Raw genomic sequence first — 18205 nt, 5'->3', positions numbered from 1 at the left:
CTTGAGCTTCCAGGGCTTTCTGAGCATGTTGAGCCTTTCACAGCCAGAGGCGTTGTCAATGACAACTCAAGCCATGGTCTCTTTGGTGCGTTTTTTCTTGAGCAGTCTTATCAGGTCAGAGCCAGCCCGTTGAATGTGTTTACGCAGGAACTGGACAGCTTTTTTGACATCACCTTGCTCACACAAGCGCAACAGTTCCCGGTGATCCACTTCGGCTTCTTTTTTTCCAGCGGTCAACAGTAGTTGCAAACGTATATAGCGATCAGTCTGGACGTTGATCCCCTGAACAATCGCCAGGGTTTGAACGCGCTCAGCTGCTGCATACAAGCTGTGATGAAATGCCCAGTTGAGCTTGCCCCATTGAGCGATGTCATCGTTCATGTAGGCGGCTTCGAGCTGCGGAAGCAACTGCTTGGTGACCGCGAAATGCTCCTCTGTCATTTTTGCAAGAGAGCGCTCCAGCAACTCTGACTCCAGCAGCGCCCGCAGCTCAAACAGTTCCTCAATTTGTTCCAGGGGGATAGATTTGACGACTGAGCCTTTATGAATCTGGGTAGAGATCAGTCCCGAGGCCTCCAACTCCTTGAAAGCCTCGCGCACAGGCATTCGACTGACGCCGTATTCAGTGGCGATCGCCTCCTGGATCAGCGATTCACCTTCTTTGAACTCGCCATTGAGGATCCGCTCCCGGAGTGACTCCGCCAGCGTTTCGGGCAAGCTTTGTCTTTTGATCCGTAGATTCGGCGAGGGTTCTTTTTTCATTTTTATGCACTTACTGAAGAATGGATCCAGGATTCGAGATCCTTGTTGCTCGATCATACCTCAGGTAAAAAAATGTAGGACAGTTCTTGAGTTCTACTCAACCGGACATAGCGTTAAGAGCACCACGGCAAGCTGCCCAAGCGCCCCTCATGAGGGTTGAATGACGCCGTTTACCCGGCGGCTAATACCGTAGGAGTTGTGATCTTGCAGTGTAGGAGGGAGCAGATGTTGCGGGAAGTCTTGATAGGTGACGGGTCGCAAAAAACGATGGATAGCCAGGCTGCCCACCGCTGTGGTTCGTGTGTCTGAGGTGGCTGGAAATGGGCCTCCGTGGACCATGGCGTGGCAAACCTCTACGCCTGTACCAAACCCGTTGAGCAATACGCGCCCGGCTTTTTTCTCCAGTGTTGGCAACAGTCTGCCAAGCGCTGGGTGGTCGTTATTACTGACGTGTACTGCAATGCTCAACTGGCCCTCAAGCGACTTCAGGACTTCAAGCAAGGTTGATTCATCTGGGCAACGGACAATCAATGATGACGAGCCAAAAACCTCTTCGCGCAATGTTGTGTGAGCCATGAACGCGGTTGCGGTGGTCGCAAACAGTGCGGCCTGACCCTGGAACAATCCACCGGCTTGACCTTTGCCGAGCAGCTCCACAGAGGGGTGTGAGCTGAGCCGTTCGACGCCCTCGCAGTAACTCGTATGGATACTGGGCGTCAGCATGGTCGCAGCCGTAACCGAGCCTATAGCAACACTTGCGGCACGCTCAAACGCTGCGAGTGCAGGGCTATCGATCGCCAGCACAAGCCCAGGGTTTGTACAGAACTGGCCTGCGCTCAACGTCAATGAGCCGATGAAGTCCCTGGCAATATCGGTACCTCGCTCGGTCAATGCCTGGGGAAGCAAGACCACCGGGTTGATCGCGCTCATTTCTGCATAGACAGGAATGGGTTCCTCGCGCGCAGCTGCGATGTTCATCAGCGCCACGCCGCCGCTGCGCGAACCGGTAAAACCCACCGCCTTGATCCGATGATCGGCGACAAGTGTCTGGCCAATCGTAAGGCCGCAATCGTAGATCAAGGAAAATACGCCTGCCGGCAAGTTGCAGTCGCGTACGGATTTTTGGATGGCCTGGCCTACCAGTTCCGAGGTGCCTGGGTGTGCCGAATGGGCTTTTACGATGACAGGGCAACCGGCGGCGAGTGCGGAGGCGGTATCGCCCCCCGCGACAGAAAATGCCAGTGGGAAGTTGCAGGCACCGAATACGGCGACAGGTCCTATTGCTACCTTGCGAAGCCGAATATCCGCCCGAGGGAGCGGGGTACGCTGGGGGAGCGCCGAATCAATCCGGGCATCGATAAAACCTCCATCGCGGACAACGGATGCAAACAGCGAGAGCTGGCCGATAGTGCGTGCGCGTTCACCTTCGATTCGCCCGCGAGGCAGGCCTGTTTCTGTCATGCAGCGTTCGATCAGTTCATCACCCAGCGCCAGGATGTGCTTGGCGATAGTCTCGAGAAAAACCGCGCGATCGTTCAGGGAGGTTTCGCGGTAGGTATCAAAAGCCGCATCGGCTAACGCGCATGCGTGTTCAAGGTCGTCTGGGGTGGCGCCGGCGAATGCTGGAGGGAGTTTTTCACCGGTAGCGGCGTTGATGCTCCAGATTTCTGCGTTCGTACCCTGAACGCTTGACTGCCCGATCAGGAGCTGACCTGTAATGGACATGGTGATCCTCGCTCGATGGAAAAAGGCTGCGCAATGGACAGGAAGGGGCCTTTGATTTGCGTTGCGCAGACGGAAAAAAGGCCCCTGGTGATTGCGAAGAGGGCTGCTGACTTATTTGCGGGCCGCCAGCGACTCCATGGCCTTGCATACCGTGCTGATCACGTATTCACGCTCCTGGCCAACCAGCGACAGGCGCGGGGCGCGAGTCCACTCAGGGGCGCCGTACACCAGATGCTCGGCCAACTTGATGTACTGGACCAACTTGACGTGCACATCCAGGTGAAAGGATGGGGTCAAGATGTGGTACAGCTCGCGGGCCTCAGAGAATCGTTCCTGGGCGCAGAGGTTGAAGAGCTCCACGCACTCGGCAGGCCAGACATTCGTCATGCCCGACACCCAGCCAGTGACCCCCAACGCGCTGCTTTCGACGATCAGGTCATCGACGCCGCAAAAGATGCTGAAGCGATCGCCGAACTCCACGTACATGTCGGTTGCCCGGCGAATATCTCCGGTTTCTTCCTTGATGCAGACAATTTCGGGGGTGCCTGCCAGGTCTTTCAAGATGGCGGGTGTGCAGTCAACGCCATACGCGATCGGGTTGTTGTAAATCATGATGGGTAGGTCGGTAGCACTGGCGATGCCCTTGTACCACTCGACGGTTTCGCGGTGGTCGGTCTTGTAGCCCAGGCTTGGAAAAACCATCAAGCCTTGAGCCCCGAACTGCTTGTACAGAAGCGCATTTTTCTTGGCTGCCTCCAGGGTGATTTCGGCCAGCCCCGATAGAACCGGGACGCGGCCGGCGGCCACCTCGACAGCGGCGCGAATGATCGACTCGCGCTCCTGCAATGACATCGAAGCGTTCTCGCCCAGCATCGGCAGGACGATGATGCCGCCCACGCCGTTGCTGATCAGGCGTTCGATACTGTTCTGGGTTGCCTTCAGGTCGACTTTGCCATCGTGGGTCAGTTTTGTGGTTACCGCGGGGAATACGCCTTTCCAGATTGCCATTTCATGGGCCTTTTATTTTTGTGGTGAGGTGGATTGTTAAGTGTCAACTGTATCCAATCTACAATCATCCAATTTTTCTGTCTACCCTGAATTTCAGCTGATTCAGGCAAAAGCTTGCCTGGGCGACGTGTATTGTCACTAAGTTCGAGAGATGGTGAATTTTGGATATTAGATCCAGAAAAGAGGGCGTGGGGCGTGCAGGGGGATTTACGCGTAAATCTATCAGGCTCCTTGGCAGAGCCTGCTGAAGGGGTTCAGGCAGACATCACCCCTCATTGATGTCAGGCATCAACGTCGCAATCAACGCCCTGATCGCTCCCGGTAGTGCATCCAGCTCGCGCACCAGGATGCTGCGCTCGCGGATTGCCCAGCTTTCATCGAGCTTGATGGTCACCAATGGCATGGTCTGGCTGTGCCGCACAGCGGCGGATTCGGGGATGATGCCGATGCCCACGCCAGCCTCGACCATCCGGCAGACCGCTTCGAAACTCGACACCTGAATCCGTAGCGACAACTGCTTGCCCAGGCGCTCGACATGTTCACGCAGGAAACTCAGCAAGGTACTGCCTTCGTGCAGGCCGATATGTTGATAGGCGAGGGTTTGCTCCAGGGTCACTGAAGGCTGTTCTGCCAGGGGGTGACCCACGGGCACTATCAGCACCAGGTGGTCAGTGCTGAAGTGCAGTACCTGCAATCCTGGCGCTTGCACGGGGCCGGCGATGATACCCATGTCGCTGGTGCCGTCGAGCACGCCACGCACGATGTCCCGGGACAGGCGTTCTTGCAGGTCTACCGTGACGCCGGGGCGCTGGGACAGGAAGCCGGCCAGCACCTCCGGGAGGAATTCGGTGACCGCCGTGGTGTTGGCGAAGATGCGGATATGCCCGGCGGAATCGGCGCCGTACTGGGTGAACTCGCTTTTCAGGTAATCCACCTGGCGCATGATCAGCCGGGCGTGGTGCAGCAGGCGCTCACCGGCCGGGGTGATCTCCACGCCACGGCTATCGCGGTACAGCAGGCGGGTTTCCAACTGGCCTTCCAGGGCCTTGATGCGCGCACTGGCGGCGGCCGGCGAGAGGAAGGCGCGTTTGGCGCCCTGGGTCAGGCTCGGGGACTCGGCGATATGGATAAACAGGCGCAAGTCGGCCAGGTCGAAGTGCATGGAAGGCTCCCGAAAATAATCATGACCCCCGTTGCCGCTGTCGAGGGGGCGATTCGGCGTTCAGCATAGCCGAACGCTGCTTTATTAAAATGCAAATTCTCAGAACGGCCAAGGGCTAGCATGATCCGGGACAGATTCCCTGCCCAAGGACATGCACCCGATGAGCGCCACAGACTGGATCGGCCGTAGCGAAACTGCCCACGACCACTTGAGCTATAACCTGCTCAAACGCATCGCCGCCACCTTGGGCGAGACGGTGCCGGCTGATGGCGAAGCTGTCCCGCCCTTGTGGCAATGGTGTTTTTTCCAGGACCCGCTGCCGGAGTCGGCCCTGGGTCGCGACGGCCACCCGGCCCGGGGCGGATTCCTGCCGCCGGCGGATAACCGCAACCGCATGTGGGCCGGTGGGCGTATCGAGTTTTTCCATGCCTTGCGCGCTGGAGAGGCCGCCAGTCGCGTTTCCACCATTACCCAGGTGGAAGAAAAAACCGGCCGCACCGGCTCGTTGCTGTTCGTCACCGTGCGCCATGACTATTCCCAGGACGGCCGCCTGGCGATTCGCGAAGAGCAGGACATCGTCTACCGCGAACCCACGCCGCCCAAGCAGGGCAGCGGCGACGCGTTGCCCCAGGGCGACTGGCGCGAAGCCGTCGACCCCACCCCGACCTTGCTGTTTCGCTACAGCGCCGTGACCTTCAACGGTCATCGCATTCATTACGACTACCCCTATGTCACCGGCACCGAAGGCTATGCGGGGTTGGTGGTGCATGGCCCGCTGATTGCCACCTTGAGTCTGCGGGCGTTTTGCCGTGCCCATCCCGAGGCGACCTTGCGCCGCTTTTCCTATCGTGGTGTGCGGCCATTGATCGCCCCGCAGCCCTTTGACGTCGGCGGGCGCATCACCGCGCCGGGCGTCGCTGAACTCTGGGCTGGTAACGCGTCGGGCCTGGCCCAGCGTGCCGAGCTTGGTTTCGAATAACCCCTGACAAGAACAATAGGCGCAGAGCCCCATGACCAATCCCAACGACAACGAAGAACTCAACGCCATCCGCGAAGGCGTGCGCGCCTTGTGTGCCGAATTCGACGCCGCCTACTGGCGCAAGATCGACGAAGAAAAAGGTTTCCCCGAAGCCTTCGTCAAGGCGCTGACCGACGCCGGCTGGCTGGCGGCGATGATTCCCGTGGAATACGGTGGCTCGGGACTGGGCCTGGCTGAAGCCTCGGTGATCCTCGAGGAGGTCAACCGCTGCGGCGGCAACTCCGGCACCGTCCATGGCCAGATGTACAACATGTTCACCTTGCTGCGGCACGGCAGCGAGGCGCAAAAAAGCTTCTACCTGCCGAAACTCGCCAGCGGTGAATTGCGCCTGCAATCGATGGGCGTCACCGAGCCCACCACCGGTACCGACACCACCAAGATCAAGACCACTGCAGTGAAACGTGGCGACAAGTATGTGATCAACGGCCAAAAAGTGTGGATCTCGCGGGTCCAGCATTCCGACCTGATGATCCTGCTGGCGCGCACCACTGCGTTGGCCGAGGTCAAGAAGAAGTCCGAGGGCATGTCGATTTTCCTGGTGGACCTGCGTGATGCCATCGGCAACGGCCTGACCGTGCAACCCATCGCCAACATGGTCAATCACGAAACCAACGAGCTGTTCTTTGACAACCTGGAACTGCCACTGGAGAGCCTGATTGGCGAGGAGGGCAAGGGCTTCCGCTATATCCTCGACGGCCTCAATGCCGAGCGGACCCTGATCGCCGCCGAATGCATCGGTGACGGCCGCTGGTTTATCGAGAAGGCCAGTGCCTATGCCCGTGACCGCGTGGTGTTTGGCCGGCCTATCGGGCAGAACCAGGGCGTGCAGTTCCCGATTGCCGAAGCCCATATCGAAATCGAGGCGGCGGATTTGATGCGCTGGCGCGCGTGTGCGGAATACGACAGCGGGGCCAACGCCGGAGCCAGTGCCAATATGGCCAAGTACCTGGCGGCCAAGGCTTCCTGGGAAGCGGCCAATGCCTGTCTGCAAACCCACGGCGGCTTTGGTTTCGCCTGTGAATATGACGTGGAGCGCAAATTCCGCGAGACGCGCCTGTACCAGGTGGCACCGATCTCCACCAACTTGATCCTGTCGTACGTGGCCGAGCATTTGCTCGAGCTGCCGCGCAGCTTCTGAGGACCTGACCATGAGCCATACCCAGGCCTTGTGCCAATTCCTGGCCGCGCTGGATTACGATCAACTGCCGGACGAGGTGCTGGCCCGTACCGAAGACCTGTTTCTCGACTGGCTTGCCTCGGCACTGGCCAGCAAGGGCGCGCACCCGATTCCCTTGTTCGAGCGTTACGCTGCGAAGATGGGCCCGGGCACGGGGCCGGCGCAGATCATCGTCAACGGTGGCAGCAGCAGCGCTTATTTTGCCGCGCTGGTGAATGGCGCTTCCTCCCATTTGGTGGAGCAGGATGACCTGCACAACAGCTCGGTCTTGCACCCGGCCACCGTGGTGTTTCCTGCCGCATTGGCCGCCGCCCAAGACCTGGGCAAGTCCGGTCGTGAGCTGCTGTTGGCCTCGGTGGCCGGCTACGAAGCCGGGATTCGCATCGGCGAATTCATGGGCCGTTCCCACTACCGGATCTTTCACACCACGGCTACCGTCGGCACCCTGGCCGCTGCGGTGGCGGTGGGCAAGTTGCTGGATTTCAATCAAGAGCAATTCACCAACCTGCTGGGCAGTGCTGGCACCCAGGCCGCTGGGCTGTGGGAGTTTTTGCGGGATGCCGCTGACTCCAAGCAACTGCACACCGCCAAGGCTGCGGCCGACGGGTTGCTCGCGGCCTATTTGACCGCGGACGGGCTCACCGGGGCGCGCAATATTCTGGAAGGTGACCAGGGGCTGGCGGCGGGCATGTCCACGGACGCCGATCCACGCCAACTGTCTGATCGCCTGGGCAGTCGCTGGGCCTTGCTGGAAACCTCGTTCAAGTACCACGCTTCGTGTCGCCACACCCACCCGGCCGCCGATGCGCTGCTGGACTTGATGCAACGTGAAGGCCTGTGCCATGAACAGATCGTTTGTGTGGAAACCCGAGTGCATCAGGGGGCTATCGATGTGTTGGGCCGGGTGACCCTGCCGCAGACGGTGCACCAGGCCAAGTTCTCCATGGGCACCGTGTTGGGTTTGATTGCCGTGCATGGCAAAGCCGGGCTCCCTGAATTTCACGAACTGGCCTTGCACGACTCGAACGTCGCTGCGTTTCGCGACAAGGTCAGCATGACCCTCGACGCCGAGGTCGACAGCGCCTATCCCCAGCGCTGGCTGGGCCGGGTCATCGTCACCACCACCGATGGCCGCACGTTGCAGGGCGCCATCGATGAACCCAAGGGCGACCCGGGCAACACCCTGAGCCGCGAGGAGCTGGCTGACAAGTTCCAGCGCCTGACCCAATTCAGTGCTGCTCGCACACCGTCCCAGGCCGACGAGTTGATCGGCAAGGTATGGGGTCTGCGCGGTGTCGTATCCATGGCTCATTGGCTTTGAGGAATCCTCATGACTGTTAATCAACGACCATTGGACGGCATCACTGTCGTCAGCCTTGAACATGCGATTGCCGCGCCGTTCTGCACCCGCCAGTTGGCCGACCTGGGCGCCCGCGTGATCAAGGTCGAGCGCCCGGGTGCCGGCGACTTTGCCCGCGGTTATGACGAGCGCGTGCGCGGCCTGGCCTCGCACTTCGTCTGGACCAACCGTTCCAAGGAAAGCCTGACCCTGGACCTCAAGCAGGACGAAGCGGGCGTTATCCTCGAGACCCTCTTGGCCGACGCCGATGTGCTGGTGCAAAACCTCGCACCGGGGGCGGCGGCACGCATGGGGCTGTCGTTTGAAGACTTGCATGCGCGCTTTCCCCGGCTGATCGTCTGCGACATCTCCGGCTATGGCGAGGGCGGGCCCTATGAGAAGAAAAAAGCCTATGACCTGCTGATCCAGAGCGAAGGCGGCTTTCTCTCGGTCACCGGTGGCCCTGGCGACGATCAGATGGCCAAGGCCGGTTGTTCGATTGCCGACATCTCTGCCGGAATGTACGCCTACAGCGGCATTCTTTCGGCGCTGCTGCTGAGGGGGAAAACGGGCAAGGGCAGCCGTATCGACGTCAGCATGCTGGAAAGCCTGGTGGAGTGGATGGGCTACCCGATGTACTACGCCTTCGACGGCGCACCTCAACCCCCTCGGGCCGGCGCGGCGCATTCGACGATTTATCCCTATGGGCCGTTTCCTGCGGGTGACGGCGGCACAGTGATGCTCGGCTTGCAGAATGAGCGTGAATGGGCGGCGTTTTGCGACAAGGTGCTGTTGACCCCGGAGTTGGCCACCGACGAGCGCTTCTCGGCCAACTTCAAGCGCTCGGCCAATCGCGAGGTGCTGCGCCAGATCATTGTCGACAGCTTCTCCCAACTGAGTGTAGAGGCGCTGATCCAGCGCCTGGAAGGCGCGCAGATCGCCAGTGCCCGGGTCAATGACATGCAAGGCGTGTGGGACCATCCGCAACTCAAGGCGCGGGACAGCTGGCGCGAAGTCGACAGCCCGGCGGGCAAGTTGCCGTCGCTGTTGCCGCCGGCCCGCAATGGTGCGTTCACGCCGCGCATGGATGGGGTTCCAGGGCTTGGCCAGCACAGCCAGGGGATCCTTGATCAGTTGGGTTATTCCACTGAGGCCATCGAAGTCTTGCGCACACGCGGTGTCATCTAACAAGGAGTCCAGCTATGTCCAACCCCATTGTGCGCTCGGCGCTGTTCGTTCCTGGCAGTCGCCCCGAGCGTTTTGCCAAGGCATTGGCCAGCGGCGCCGATGCCGTGATTGTAGATTTTGAAGACGCGGTGGAAGAACCGCTCAAGCGCCAGGCTCGGGACAATCTCGCGGCGTTCTTGCAAAGCACGCCCGAGGTCCGTGTATGGGTGCGGATCAATGCCCCAGAGCATCCTGAACACGCGGCGGATGTCGCCTTCTGCCAGGCCCACTCCAACGTCGCCGGCGTGCTGCTGCCGAAAGTCGAGAGTGCGGCCCAGGTCGCGGTGGTGGCCGCCACGGGCAAAGTTATCTGGCCGATTATCGAGAGTGCCCGGGGTTTGCTGGCCGTGGCCGAAATCGCCCATGCACCCCAGGTCGAGCGCTTGTCGTTTGGCGGCCTGGACCTGGCACTGGACCTGAACCTGAGCAGCAACACCCCGGCCGCGCAATTTGCCCTGGACCAAGCCCGCCTGGCGCTGATCGTGCATTCCCGGGCCGCCGGGCTGGTGGCGCCGCTGGATGGCGTACATCCGGCCATCGACGACCCTGAAGGCCTGCGACGCTCGATTCGTCATGCCTATGAAATGGGCTTCGCCGGGGCGTTGTGCATCCATCCCAAACAAGTGCCGGTGATCCACCAGGCCCTGGCACCGAGTGCCGAAGACCTGGCCTGGGCCCGACGCGTGGTGCAGGCCGGCGCCCATGGGGCAGGGGCTTATCAGTTGGACGGGCAAATGGTGGATGCGCCGGTGTTGCTGCGAGCACAGCGATTGTTGGCCGCCCGGATTTAGCGTTCGGCCACACCGAACGCAGGTATCTAAAGTTCGAAATTCTCTATGCGCGTGACATCAGGCACCTTGCCTTGCAACACAACAACAATAAGAAGGTGATTACCATGTTCAAGCTATCCCGGGCGCTGTTCTGCGCCGCCACGTTGTTTGCCACGGGCCTGGCCCAGGCGGCGGACCCGATTATCATCAAGTTCGCCCACGTGGTCGCCGACAACACCCCCAAGGGCCAGGGCGCGCTGCTGTTCAAGAAGCTCGCTGAAGAACGCTTGCCGGGCAAGGTCAAGGTCGATGTCTACCCCAACTCGTCGCTGTTCGGCGACGGTAAGGAAATGGAAGCCTTGCTGCTGGGTGACGTACAGATGCTGGCACCGTCCCTGGCCAAGTTCGAGCACTACACCAAGCAGGTGCAAATTTATGACCTGCCATTCCTGTTCAATGACCTGGCGGCCGTTGATCGTTTCCAGGCCGCCGAGGGCAAGCAGTTGCTGAGCTCGATGCAGGACAAGAACATCCTCGGCCTGGCCTACTGGCACAACGGCCTCAAGCAGCTGTCGTCCAACAAGGCCCTGCATGAACCCAAGGATGCCCGTGGCCTGAAGTTCCGCGTGCAAGCGTCCAGCGTGCTGGAGGAGCAGTTCAAGGCCATCCGCGCCAACCCGCGCAAGATGAGTTTTGCCGAGGTCTACCAGGGCTTGCAGACCGGCACCGTCAACGGTACCGAGAACACTTGGTCGAACTATGAAAGCCAGAAGGTCAACGAGGTGCAGAAGTACTTCACCGAGTCCAACCATGGCTTGATCGACTACATGGTGATCACCAACGCCAAGTTCTGGAATGGCCTGCCGCCGGACATTCGCACCGAGCTGGACAAGATCATGCTCGAGGTCACCGTTGAGGTGAACAAACAGGCCGAAGCGCTGAACCAGTCGGCCAAACAGACGATCATCGACGCCAAGACCAGCGAAATCATCGAACTGACCCCTGAGCAACGCCAGCTCTGGCGCGATGCCATGCGCCCGGTGTGGAAGAAGTTTGAAGGTGAGATCGGTGCCGACCTGATCCAGGCGGCGGATCAGTCGAACCAGTGATCGAGTGAACGTCGTTGTTCACGGCCCTGGTGCTGTAGTTTTCCATCGCGCGTATTCGGCCGGCATGCACACTGCACACGGCCGATACCCGGCCTTGCTGGCCGTCGCTTCATCCAGGAAAAACACCCGGTTCGCCACATAGCCGCCTCGTGTCAGGGTGCGCAGGGCAGCCGGGCAATCCAGCCGGCCGTAGAGCCGGCTTTTTTTATGCCCGCCGACAGTGCCAGGGTGTTCGCTGGAAAACGGCCGCCCCTGGCTATCGAGCAGTGTCCACTGACGGTCGGGCATTGATGAGTGTCCTATTGATCCATGGCGCTCAAGATAGCGTGGGCGGCTTTCACCCGCTCGGCATTCGGGTAGTTCTTGTTCGCGAGAATCACGATGCCGATGCCCCTGCTTGGCACGTAGGCCACATAAGCGCCGAAGCCATTGGTGGAGCCGGTCTTGTTGACCAGCGTGTCGGCATGGGGCGGTTGTGGCGGGGTCAGCCAGTTGACCTTGTGCGGCTCCATGGCCATGGGTGTCGAGTTGCCGGCAATCAAGGCATCCAATTTGATCGGGTAGGGGTACATCTCCCAGCCCAGGCCCTGGGTGATGCCGTCGACGGTGTAGTAGCCAGTGTGAGTGCTGGCGATGGCCTGTTGCAGGGGTTTTTCAAGGTTTGCAGGATTCATGTTCACTTGCACGTAGTGAATCAGGTCCGAGGCGCTGCTCTTTACCCCGTAGGCCTCGCTGTCCAGCGCACCAGGGCCGACGCGTACCGGCTTGCCGTCTTTGTCATAACCTTGGGCGTAAAGGCTCATTTGCGCGTTAGGCACATTGATGTAGGTGTGCTTGAGGCCGAGTTTGGGCAGCAGGGTCTTTTCCATCGACTGGTCGAACGGTTGCCCCAGGCTTTGCGCCGCCAGATAACCAAACAGCCCCAGGCTCGGGTTTGAATACAGGCGCTGAGTGCCGGGAGCGAAATCAGCTTTCCAGTGCTGGAAGTAGCTGAGCATCTTGTCGGCACTGTCGGCTTCCTGGGGGAATTGCAGCGGCAGGCCACCGGCTGTGTAAGTACCGAGGTTGAGGACGCTGATGTGATCAAACTGGCCGCCCCGCAGCGCGGGCAAGTACTGGCTGGCGGGAGCTTGCAGCTTCAGTTTGCCGGTGGCCTGGGCGTAGCCGGCGAGGGTGGCGGTGAAGGTTTTGCTCACCGAGCCGATTTCAAACAGGGTGTTTTCAGTGACCGGTTGCTGGCCGTTCTTCGAGGCGGCACCATAGTTAAAGTATTGCGCCTGGCCATTCTGCATAATCGCTACCGACAGGCCGGTAATGGCCTGTTGTTGCATCAGCGGTTTAACCGTTGCATCTACGACCTGACGAATCCCGGTGGCCGCCATGCAGTTGCCTGCGCCGAGCAATAAGGCGAATATCGTGACGTTGCGCACTCGAGACAAAGATTTTTCGTACATGATGGTGTCGCTTCCATAAGGTTGATTCGCTGGATACCTGCACCGGCGCGGGCGTTGCAAATCTAGGCAGTTTGTCGCGATTGGGCAAACGAGCATATCTCGGCACAGCCATTAGAAAAATTTGGATCAAACCATGCTTCGTTCACATCTGCCCCTCAATGCCATGCGGGCCTTCGAGGCCTCGGCGCGCCATCTGAGCTTTACGCGGGCGGCCATTGAGCTGTGCGTCACTCAGGCCGCGGTCAGCCACCAGGTCAAAAGCCTGGAGGCACAGCTCAATGTCACCTTGTTCAAACGCTTGCCCAGGGGCCTGATGCTCACCAGTGAAGGCGAAACCCTACTGCCGGTGCTACGCGAATCCTTCGACCGCATTGCCCAGACCCTGGGTCGGTTTGAGGGTGGGCATTATCGCGAAGTGCTGACAGTTGGCGCCGTGGGGACGTTTGCCGTCGGTTGGCTGCTGCCACGCCTGCCGGACTTTCAGGCGCGTTATCCCTTCATCGACTTACGCCTGTCCACCCACAATAATCGCGTCGACGTTGCCGCCGAAGGCCTGGACTACGCCATTCGTTTCGGGGCTGGCGCCTGGCACGGCACTGAGGCGTTCCAGTTGCTGGAGGCGCCACTCACCGTGCTGTGCGTGCCGCAGATCGCCCGGCAATTGCAGGCCCCGGCCGACCTGTTGAAATACACCTTGCTGCGCTCCTACCGCACCGATGAATGGACCCAATGGTTCCAGGCCGTCGGCCTGCCAGCCGATACGCTGGTGCCGCGCAGCATCGTCTTCGACTCTTCCCTGGCGATGATGGAAGCGGCGCAGCAAGGCGTGGGCGTGGCCCTGGCTCCGGCGCTGATGTTTTCCCGGCAACTGTCCACGGACATGATCCGGCAACCGTTCGAGGTGGGCATCACCACGGGCAGTTACTGGCTGACGCGCTTGCAGTCACGGACCGAAACCTCGGCGATGCTGGCGTTCAAGGAGTGGTTGCGGGAAGTGGTGGCGGGCTGATCGTGAGCACGCTCAAACCAGATACTTGCGAAACCACCCCAACGTTCGCTCCCAGGCTAGATTCGCCGCTGCTTCGTCATAGCGAGGTGTGGAATCGTTGTGAAAACCATGATTGGCGCCCTTGTAGATAAACGCTTCATAGGTGGTGCCCGCTGCCTTCAAAGCCTTCTCATACGCTGGCCAACCCTCGTTGATCCGCGTATCCAGTTGGCCAAAGTGCAACATGATCGGTGCCTTGATCCGGGGTACATCCTTGGTGTCGGGCTGGCGACCATAAAACGACACCGCCGCGCCCAATTCGGGATAAGCCACCGCCGCCGCATTGGTCACGCCGCCGCCATAACAGAAGCCGGTAATACCGACTTTGCCGGTGCTGGTCTCATGCTGCATCAGCCATTCGATGGCGGCAAAGAAGTCGTTCATCAGTTTTTGCGGGTCGACGGTCTGTTGCAGTTCCACGCCCTTTTCATCGTTTCCGGGATAGCCTCCCACCGATGTCAGGCCATCAGGAGCAAGGGCGATAAATCCGGCCTTGGCCAGTCGCCGGGCGACGTCCTCGATATAGGGGTTGAGCCCACGGTTCTCATGCACAACCACCACTGCCGGTAGCTTGCCAGCGGCCTTGGCCGGGCGTACCAGGTAGCCGCGCACGGTACCGTTGCCTTTGGGTGAGGGGTAGGTGATGTAGTCGGCGAGGATGTCCGGGTCGGTGAACTTCACCTGTTCGGCCAGGGCGTAATTCGGGCTCAGGGCCGCGAGCAGCGCCGAAGCCGTCAGCCCGCCGAGGGTAAACAGTGCAGCGCGGTCGAGAAACTCGCGGCGGTTGATCTTGCCGTGGGCGTAGCCGTCGTAGAGCTCGAGCAGTTCAGGGGCAAAGTCCTTGGCGGTCAGGCGGGTCATGGGAGTGTTCCTCATTCAGCGGATGGCATTGAATGTAGACCACTTTCAGGTATCCCGGCCATGAGCGGCGGCGGCCAGTTGCCCGGTGTCGACCCGAACGAAAATCGAATCGCCGATCGCCGTGAGCACGCCGTCGGCATAGACCTCGCAGACCACGCGGCTCTTGCGCCCGACCGCACCTTCGACCTTGGCCCGCAAGGTCAGTGGCACGCCCATCGGCGTGGGCTTGATGAATTTGATGCCGAGGTTGCCGGTGACGCAATCGATACGTGGCAGGCTGCCCGGCTCGCGGTTTTCAGCCCGGTAGTGGTAGGCCATGGCGGTCCAGTTGGAGTGGCAGTCCACCAACATCGCGATCAGCCCGCCGTAGACCAGGTCGGGCCAGCCGCAGTACTTGGCGTCGGGTTGGTGTTCGGCGGTGACGTGGACGCCGTCTGCATCCCAGCGGCTCTTGATGTGCAGCCCGTGGGGGTTGCTGCCGCCGCAGCCGTAGCAAATGCCTTCGGGCGCGGTGGTGTCCTGCAGGGAGTCGAGGGGCATCGGGGATCCTTATTGTTCTGGGGGCAATTGAGCTGCGTAGGGCACGAGCCTAATGCCAGGCGCCAGCCCCTTGCAACTGGACCTTCATTCGCTTGAGTGCCTGGGCTAGCGGGCAAATTTCTTCGCCCCGGCCACGCACAGGATCACGGCCAGGGTGACCGCCAGCATCCCCTGGCTGACCTGTTCATGGAGCAAGGTCGCCGCCAGTGCCAGGCCGAAGAACGGTTGCAGCAACTGCAACTGGCCGACGGCGGCAATACCGCCCTGGGCCAGCCCGCGATACCAGAACACAAAGCCGATCAGCATGCTGAACAGCGACACATAGGCCAGGCTCAGCCAGGCGGGCAGGCTGATGTCCGAGAAAGAGGCGGGCGTCAGCAGCGCTGTCAGGGGCGCCACCACCGGCAACGACACCACCAGCGCCCAGCAAATCACCTGCCAGCCGCCGAGGGTCCGGGACAGCTTTGCCCCTTCGGCATAACCCAGGCCGCACGCCAGTATCGCCAGTAGCATCAGCAGGTCGCCCAGAGGTGTCGCGCTTAGTCCTTGGGACACGGCGTAGCCCATCACCAGCAAGCTGCCCAGTATCGAGAACAGCCAGAACACCGGCCGCGGGCGCTCGCCGCCGCGCAACACGCCGAACACGGCGGTGGCCAGAGGCAGCAGGCCGACAAATACAATGGAGTGAGCGGAGGTCACGTATTGCAACGCCAGTGCCGTCAACAGCGGGAAGCCGATCACCACGCCCAACGCGACGATGACCAGCGAGACTCGTTGATTACGTGCGGGGCGCTTTGCCTTGAACAGCCAGAGCAGGCAGACCCCGAGCAGGGCGGCGATACTCGCCCGGGCCACGGTCAGAAACACCGGGTCGAACTCCAGCACAGCCACCCGGGTTGCCGGCAGCGAGCCGCTGAAAATAACCACGCCGATAAAGCCGTTGACCCAACCGCTGGCGGTGTGTTCCGGGGTACTGAGGGAAGATGTGCGTTCCATGAGGGGCTGGCTCGATAGGGGTGGGTTGCGTTCAGCACATCCTATGATCGAAGATTAAGACAATCAAAAAATTGTCATGGATACAGCACCTATGCCTCGCGCCCGCTACAAATCTTTGGTCGACAGTTTCGCCCGGGATATTCGCTCAGGAAACCTGGCCCCGGGCACGCGCTTGCCGACACACCGACAATTGGCCGCCACCTATGGCCTGGCGTTGGTCACGGCCAGCCGGGTGTATACCGAGCTTTCGGCCATGGGCCTGGTCAGCGGCGAAACCGGTCGCGGGACCTTTGTGCGGGAGATTTCGCTGTCGCCAGGGCAGGGCATAGGGCAGGTTGCCGTGGCGGCCGGCATGATCGATCTCAACTTCAACTACCCCTCCTTGCCGGGCCAGGCTGACCTGCTGCGCACGGCTCTGCGCCAGTTGGCGTTGTCCGGTGACCTGGAATCCCTGTTGCGCTACCAGCCCCATGGCGGGCGCCTGCACGAACGAGCCGTGGTGGCGCGTCATCTGCGTAGCAGGGGGCTGGCGGTGCCGGCCGAGCAGGTGCTGATGGTCGGCGGTGCCCAGCATGGCCTGGCAGTAGCGATGATGGCATTGCTCAAGCCTGGCGATGTAGTGGCGGTGGATGGGCTGACCTACTCCGGTTTCAAGGTGCTGGCCGAGACGCTGCACCTTGAAATTGTCGCCCTCCCGGTCACGGCGACGGGGCCTGACCTTGGATTCCTGGAAGACCTTTGTCGCCGGCGCAAGGTGCGTGCCGTATACAGCATCCCGACCCTGCATAACCCCCTGGGTTGGGTATTGGGAATCGAACAGCGCCAGCAGTTGGTGGCGATCGCCCGTCAGCACGACCTGATCCTTATCGAAGACGCGGCCTATGCCTTCCTGGCAGAGAACGCACCGTCACCGTTGGCGGAGCTGGCGCCGGAGCGCACGGTGTACATTTCAGGGCTGTCCAAGAGCGTCGCCACCGGCCTGCGTGTCGGCTTCGTGGCCGCGCCCCTTCAATGGGTGCATGCGCTGGAGCGCACCATCATGGCGACTGTCTGGAGCGCGCCTGGAGTGATGACGGCCATTGCCGTCGCCTGGATCGAAGACGGCACCGTCCTGCAGTTGGAAGCGCACAAGCGCGAAGACGCCAAGGCGCGCCAAGTGCTGGCGGATGAGATGCTGGTTGGGCTGGATTACATTCGCCATCCATCTTCGTACTTTCTCTGGCTGCCGTTGCCGGAAGATGCCCGGGCGGATCAGTTCGCCATGGCACTGGCGAGGGAGAATATTTCGGTGTCCACGGCCGAGCCATTTGCGACAACGGCCCATGTGCCCCATGCGGTTCGTTTGGCGCTGGGCTCGGTGGATATGGCTGCGCTGCGGGAGGCGTTGCGCAAGGTGCGGCGATTGGTGGCATGGTGAGGGGGGCGTCCCCCTCGCTCCTGCATTTGCGCTTTATCAGAACTTGAACGCCTGCCGCCCAATCAGCAGCCATTGGCCATTCTGCTTCTGCCAGATCTGAAAGTTCTCAATCTCGGTCGGCACTTCCACGCCACTGTTAACCGCTTGAGCCGAGAAGTGATTGCGCACCAGGGCGGTGTCGCCGCTGAGGGTGATGGTCTGTTTCTGCATTTGGAGGGTCTTGAAGCCGCTGCGGCCGGTTTCGATGTCGGCGATGAACGCCTGCTTGTCCTGGATCTTGCCGCTGGAGTGGCCGTAGGTGAGGTTGTCCGCGGTGAGAGCCTGAAGCTGGGGGATGTCTTTGTGCAGCATGGCCTGGGTCAGGTGGTCGACGGCCTGGGCGACATCTTTGTCGGCGGTGGCCGGGCTGGCGGCCACATAGCCGCTGAATAGGCACAGAAAACCGATCAGCATTTTGACGTTTTGCATGGGGATTTCCTTGTTGTTATGGGGTATGCACGAATGAGCCAGACTTTGCGGCGGTCAGTCTTTATGTCGTCATACAACATTGCAATAAATGTTCATAAAAAGG

The 18205-nt window shown here is 60.7% G+C and carries 18 protein-coding genes; 8 read left to right on the top strand and 10 right to left on the bottom strand.

Annotated features, from left to right (window positions below):
* Positions 1-66: 66 nt before the first annotated feature.
* The 4 genes from GIR22_RS22345 to GIR22_RS22330 form a co-directional block, all read right to left on the bottom strand.
* Positions 67-762 carry a GntR family transcriptional regulator gene (locus GIR22_RS22345; RefSeq protein WP_154745444.1) on the bottom strand — a complete coding sequence of 232 codons (696 nt, stop codon included), beginning with the start codon at positions 760-762 and terminating at the stop codon, positions 67-69.
* Positions 763-909: 147 nt separating this feature from the next.
* Positions 910-2487 (bottom strand): aldehyde dehydrogenase (NADP(+)), encoded by a 1578-nt coding sequence (locus GIR22_RS22340; RefSeq protein WP_154745443.1) that lies wholly within the window; start codon positions 2485-2487, stop codon positions 910-912.
* A 111-nt stretch (positions 2488-2598) separates the two neighbouring features.
* A complete protein-coding gene (locus GIR22_RS22335; RefSeq protein WP_154745442.1) occupies positions 2599-3495 on the bottom strand; it encodes a dihydrodipicolinate synthase family protein in 897 nt (298 codons plus the stop codon).
* Between the two features lie 265 nt (positions 3496-3760).
* Entirely contained in the window at positions 3761-4657 is an 897-nt protein-coding gene (locus GIR22_RS22330) for a LysR family transcriptional regulator (protein ID WP_154745441.1), read from the bottom strand.
* Positions 4658-4817: 160 nt separating this feature from the next.
* Here GIR22_RS22330 and GIR22_RS22325 point away from each other — a divergent pair, with 160 nt between their 5' ends.
* The 6 genes from GIR22_RS22325 to GIR22_RS22300 all read left to right on the top strand — a co-directional run bounded on the left by GIR22_RS22325 (position 4818) and on the right by GIR22_RS22300 (position 11318).
* Complete coding sequence (locus GIR22_RS22325; RefSeq protein WP_154745440.1) at positions 4818-5636, top strand: HTD2 family dehydratase; 819 nt, start codon at positions 4818-4820, stop codon at positions 5634-5636.
* Between the two features lie 31 nt (positions 5637-5667).
* Positions 5668-6834, top strand: a complete 1167-nt coding sequence (locus GIR22_RS22320) for an acyl-CoA dehydrogenase family protein (RefSeq protein ID WP_154745439.1) — start codon at positions 5668-5670, stop codon at positions 6832-6834.
* A 10-nt stretch (positions 6835-6844) separates the two neighbouring features.
* The gene (locus GIR22_RS22315; protein ID WP_154745438.1) at positions 6845-8194 is read left to right on the top strand and encodes an MmgE/PrpD family protein; all 1350 of its coding nucleotides are present in this window, start codon (positions 6845-6847) and stop codon (positions 8192-8194) included.
* Positions 8195-8197: 3 nt separating this feature from the next.
* Positions 8198-9400: a CaiB/BaiF CoA transferase family protein gene (locus GIR22_RS22310; RefSeq protein WP_377663880.1), complete on the top strand. Its 1203-nt coding sequence runs from the start codon at positions 8198-8200 to the stop codon at positions 9398-9400.
* A gap of 14 nt (positions 9401-9414) precedes the next feature.
* Complete coding sequence (locus GIR22_RS22305; RefSeq protein WP_154745436.1) at positions 9415-10230, top strand: HpcH/HpaI aldolase/citrate lyase family protein; 816 nt, start codon at positions 9415-9417, stop codon at positions 10228-10230.
* A gap of 104 nt (positions 10231-10334) precedes the next feature.
* Positions 10335-11318 carry a TRAP transporter substrate-binding protein gene (locus tag GIR22_RS22300; protein ID WP_154745435.1) on the top strand — a complete coding sequence of 328 codons (984 nt, stop codon included), beginning with the start codon at positions 10335-10337 and terminating at the stop codon, positions 11316-11318.
* Between the two features lie 18 nt (positions 11319-11336).
* Here the strand turns inward: GIR22_RS22300 and GIR22_RS22295 are convergent, their stop codons facing one another.
* Entirely contained in the window at positions 11337-11606 is a 270-nt protein-coding gene (locus GIR22_RS22295; RefSeq protein ID WP_154745434.1) for an Ada metal-binding domain-containing protein, read from the bottom strand.
* 11 nt (positions 11607-11617) lie between these two features.
* Positions 11618-12772 carry a class C beta-lactamase gene (ampC, locus tag GIR22_RS22290; protein WP_154745433.1) on the bottom strand — a complete coding sequence of 385 codons (1155 nt, stop codon included), beginning with the start codon at positions 12770-12772 and terminating at the stop codon, positions 11618-11620.
* A gap of 133 nt (positions 12773-12905) precedes the next feature.
* Between ampC and GIR22_RS22285 the strand changes: the two genes are divergently transcribed.
* On the top strand, positions 12906-13781 hold the full coding sequence (locus GIR22_RS22285; protein WP_154745432.1) for a LysR family transcriptional regulator: 876 nt from the start codon (positions 12906-12908) through the stop codon (positions 13779-13781).
* 12 nt (positions 13782-13793) lie between these two features.
* Here GIR22_RS22285 and yghX read toward each other — a convergent pair whose 3' ends face one another.
* From yghX to GIR22_RS22270, 3 genes are all read right to left on the bottom strand, one after another.
* Complete coding sequence (yghX, locus tag GIR22_RS22280; protein ID WP_154745431.1) at positions 13794-14681, bottom strand: YghX family hydrolase; 888 nt, start codon at positions 14679-14681, stop codon at positions 13794-13796.
* Positions 14682-14726: 45 nt separating this feature from the next.
* The gene (locus GIR22_RS22275; protein WP_154745430.1) at positions 14727-15221 is read right to left on the bottom strand and encodes a PaaI family thioesterase; all 495 of its coding nucleotides are present in this window, start codon (positions 15219-15221) and stop codon (positions 14727-14729) included.
* Between the two features lie 105 nt (positions 15222-15326).
* Complete coding sequence (locus GIR22_RS22270) at positions 15327-16217, bottom strand: DMT family transporter (protein WP_154745429.1); 891 nt, start codon at positions 16215-16217, stop codon at positions 15327-15329.
* A gap of 91 nt (positions 16218-16308) precedes the next feature.
* Between GIR22_RS22270 and GIR22_RS22265 the strand changes: the two genes are divergently transcribed.
* Positions 16309-17634: an aminotransferase-like domain-containing protein gene (locus GIR22_RS22265; protein ID WP_154745428.1), complete on the top strand. Its 1326-nt coding sequence runs from the start codon at positions 16309-16311 to the stop codon at positions 17632-17634.
* A gap of 36 nt (positions 17635-17670) precedes the next feature.
* On the opposite strand, the gene GIR22_RS22260 is transcribed toward GIR22_RS22265, so the two are convergent.
* A complete protein-coding gene (locus GIR22_RS22260; RefSeq protein ID WP_154745427.1) occupies positions 17671-18102 on the bottom strand; it encodes a nuclear transport factor 2 family protein in 432 nt (143 codons plus the stop codon).
* Positions 18103-18205: the final 103 nt, after the last annotated feature.

Source organism: Pseudomonas karstica (genome assembly GCF_009707515.1).
Taxonomy (GTDB): domain Bacteria; phylum Pseudomonadota; class Gammaproteobacteria; order Pseudomonadales; family Pseudomonadaceae; genus Aquipseudomonas; species Aquipseudomonas karstica.
This window is presented reverse-complemented; position numbering and strand designations above follow the sequence as displayed.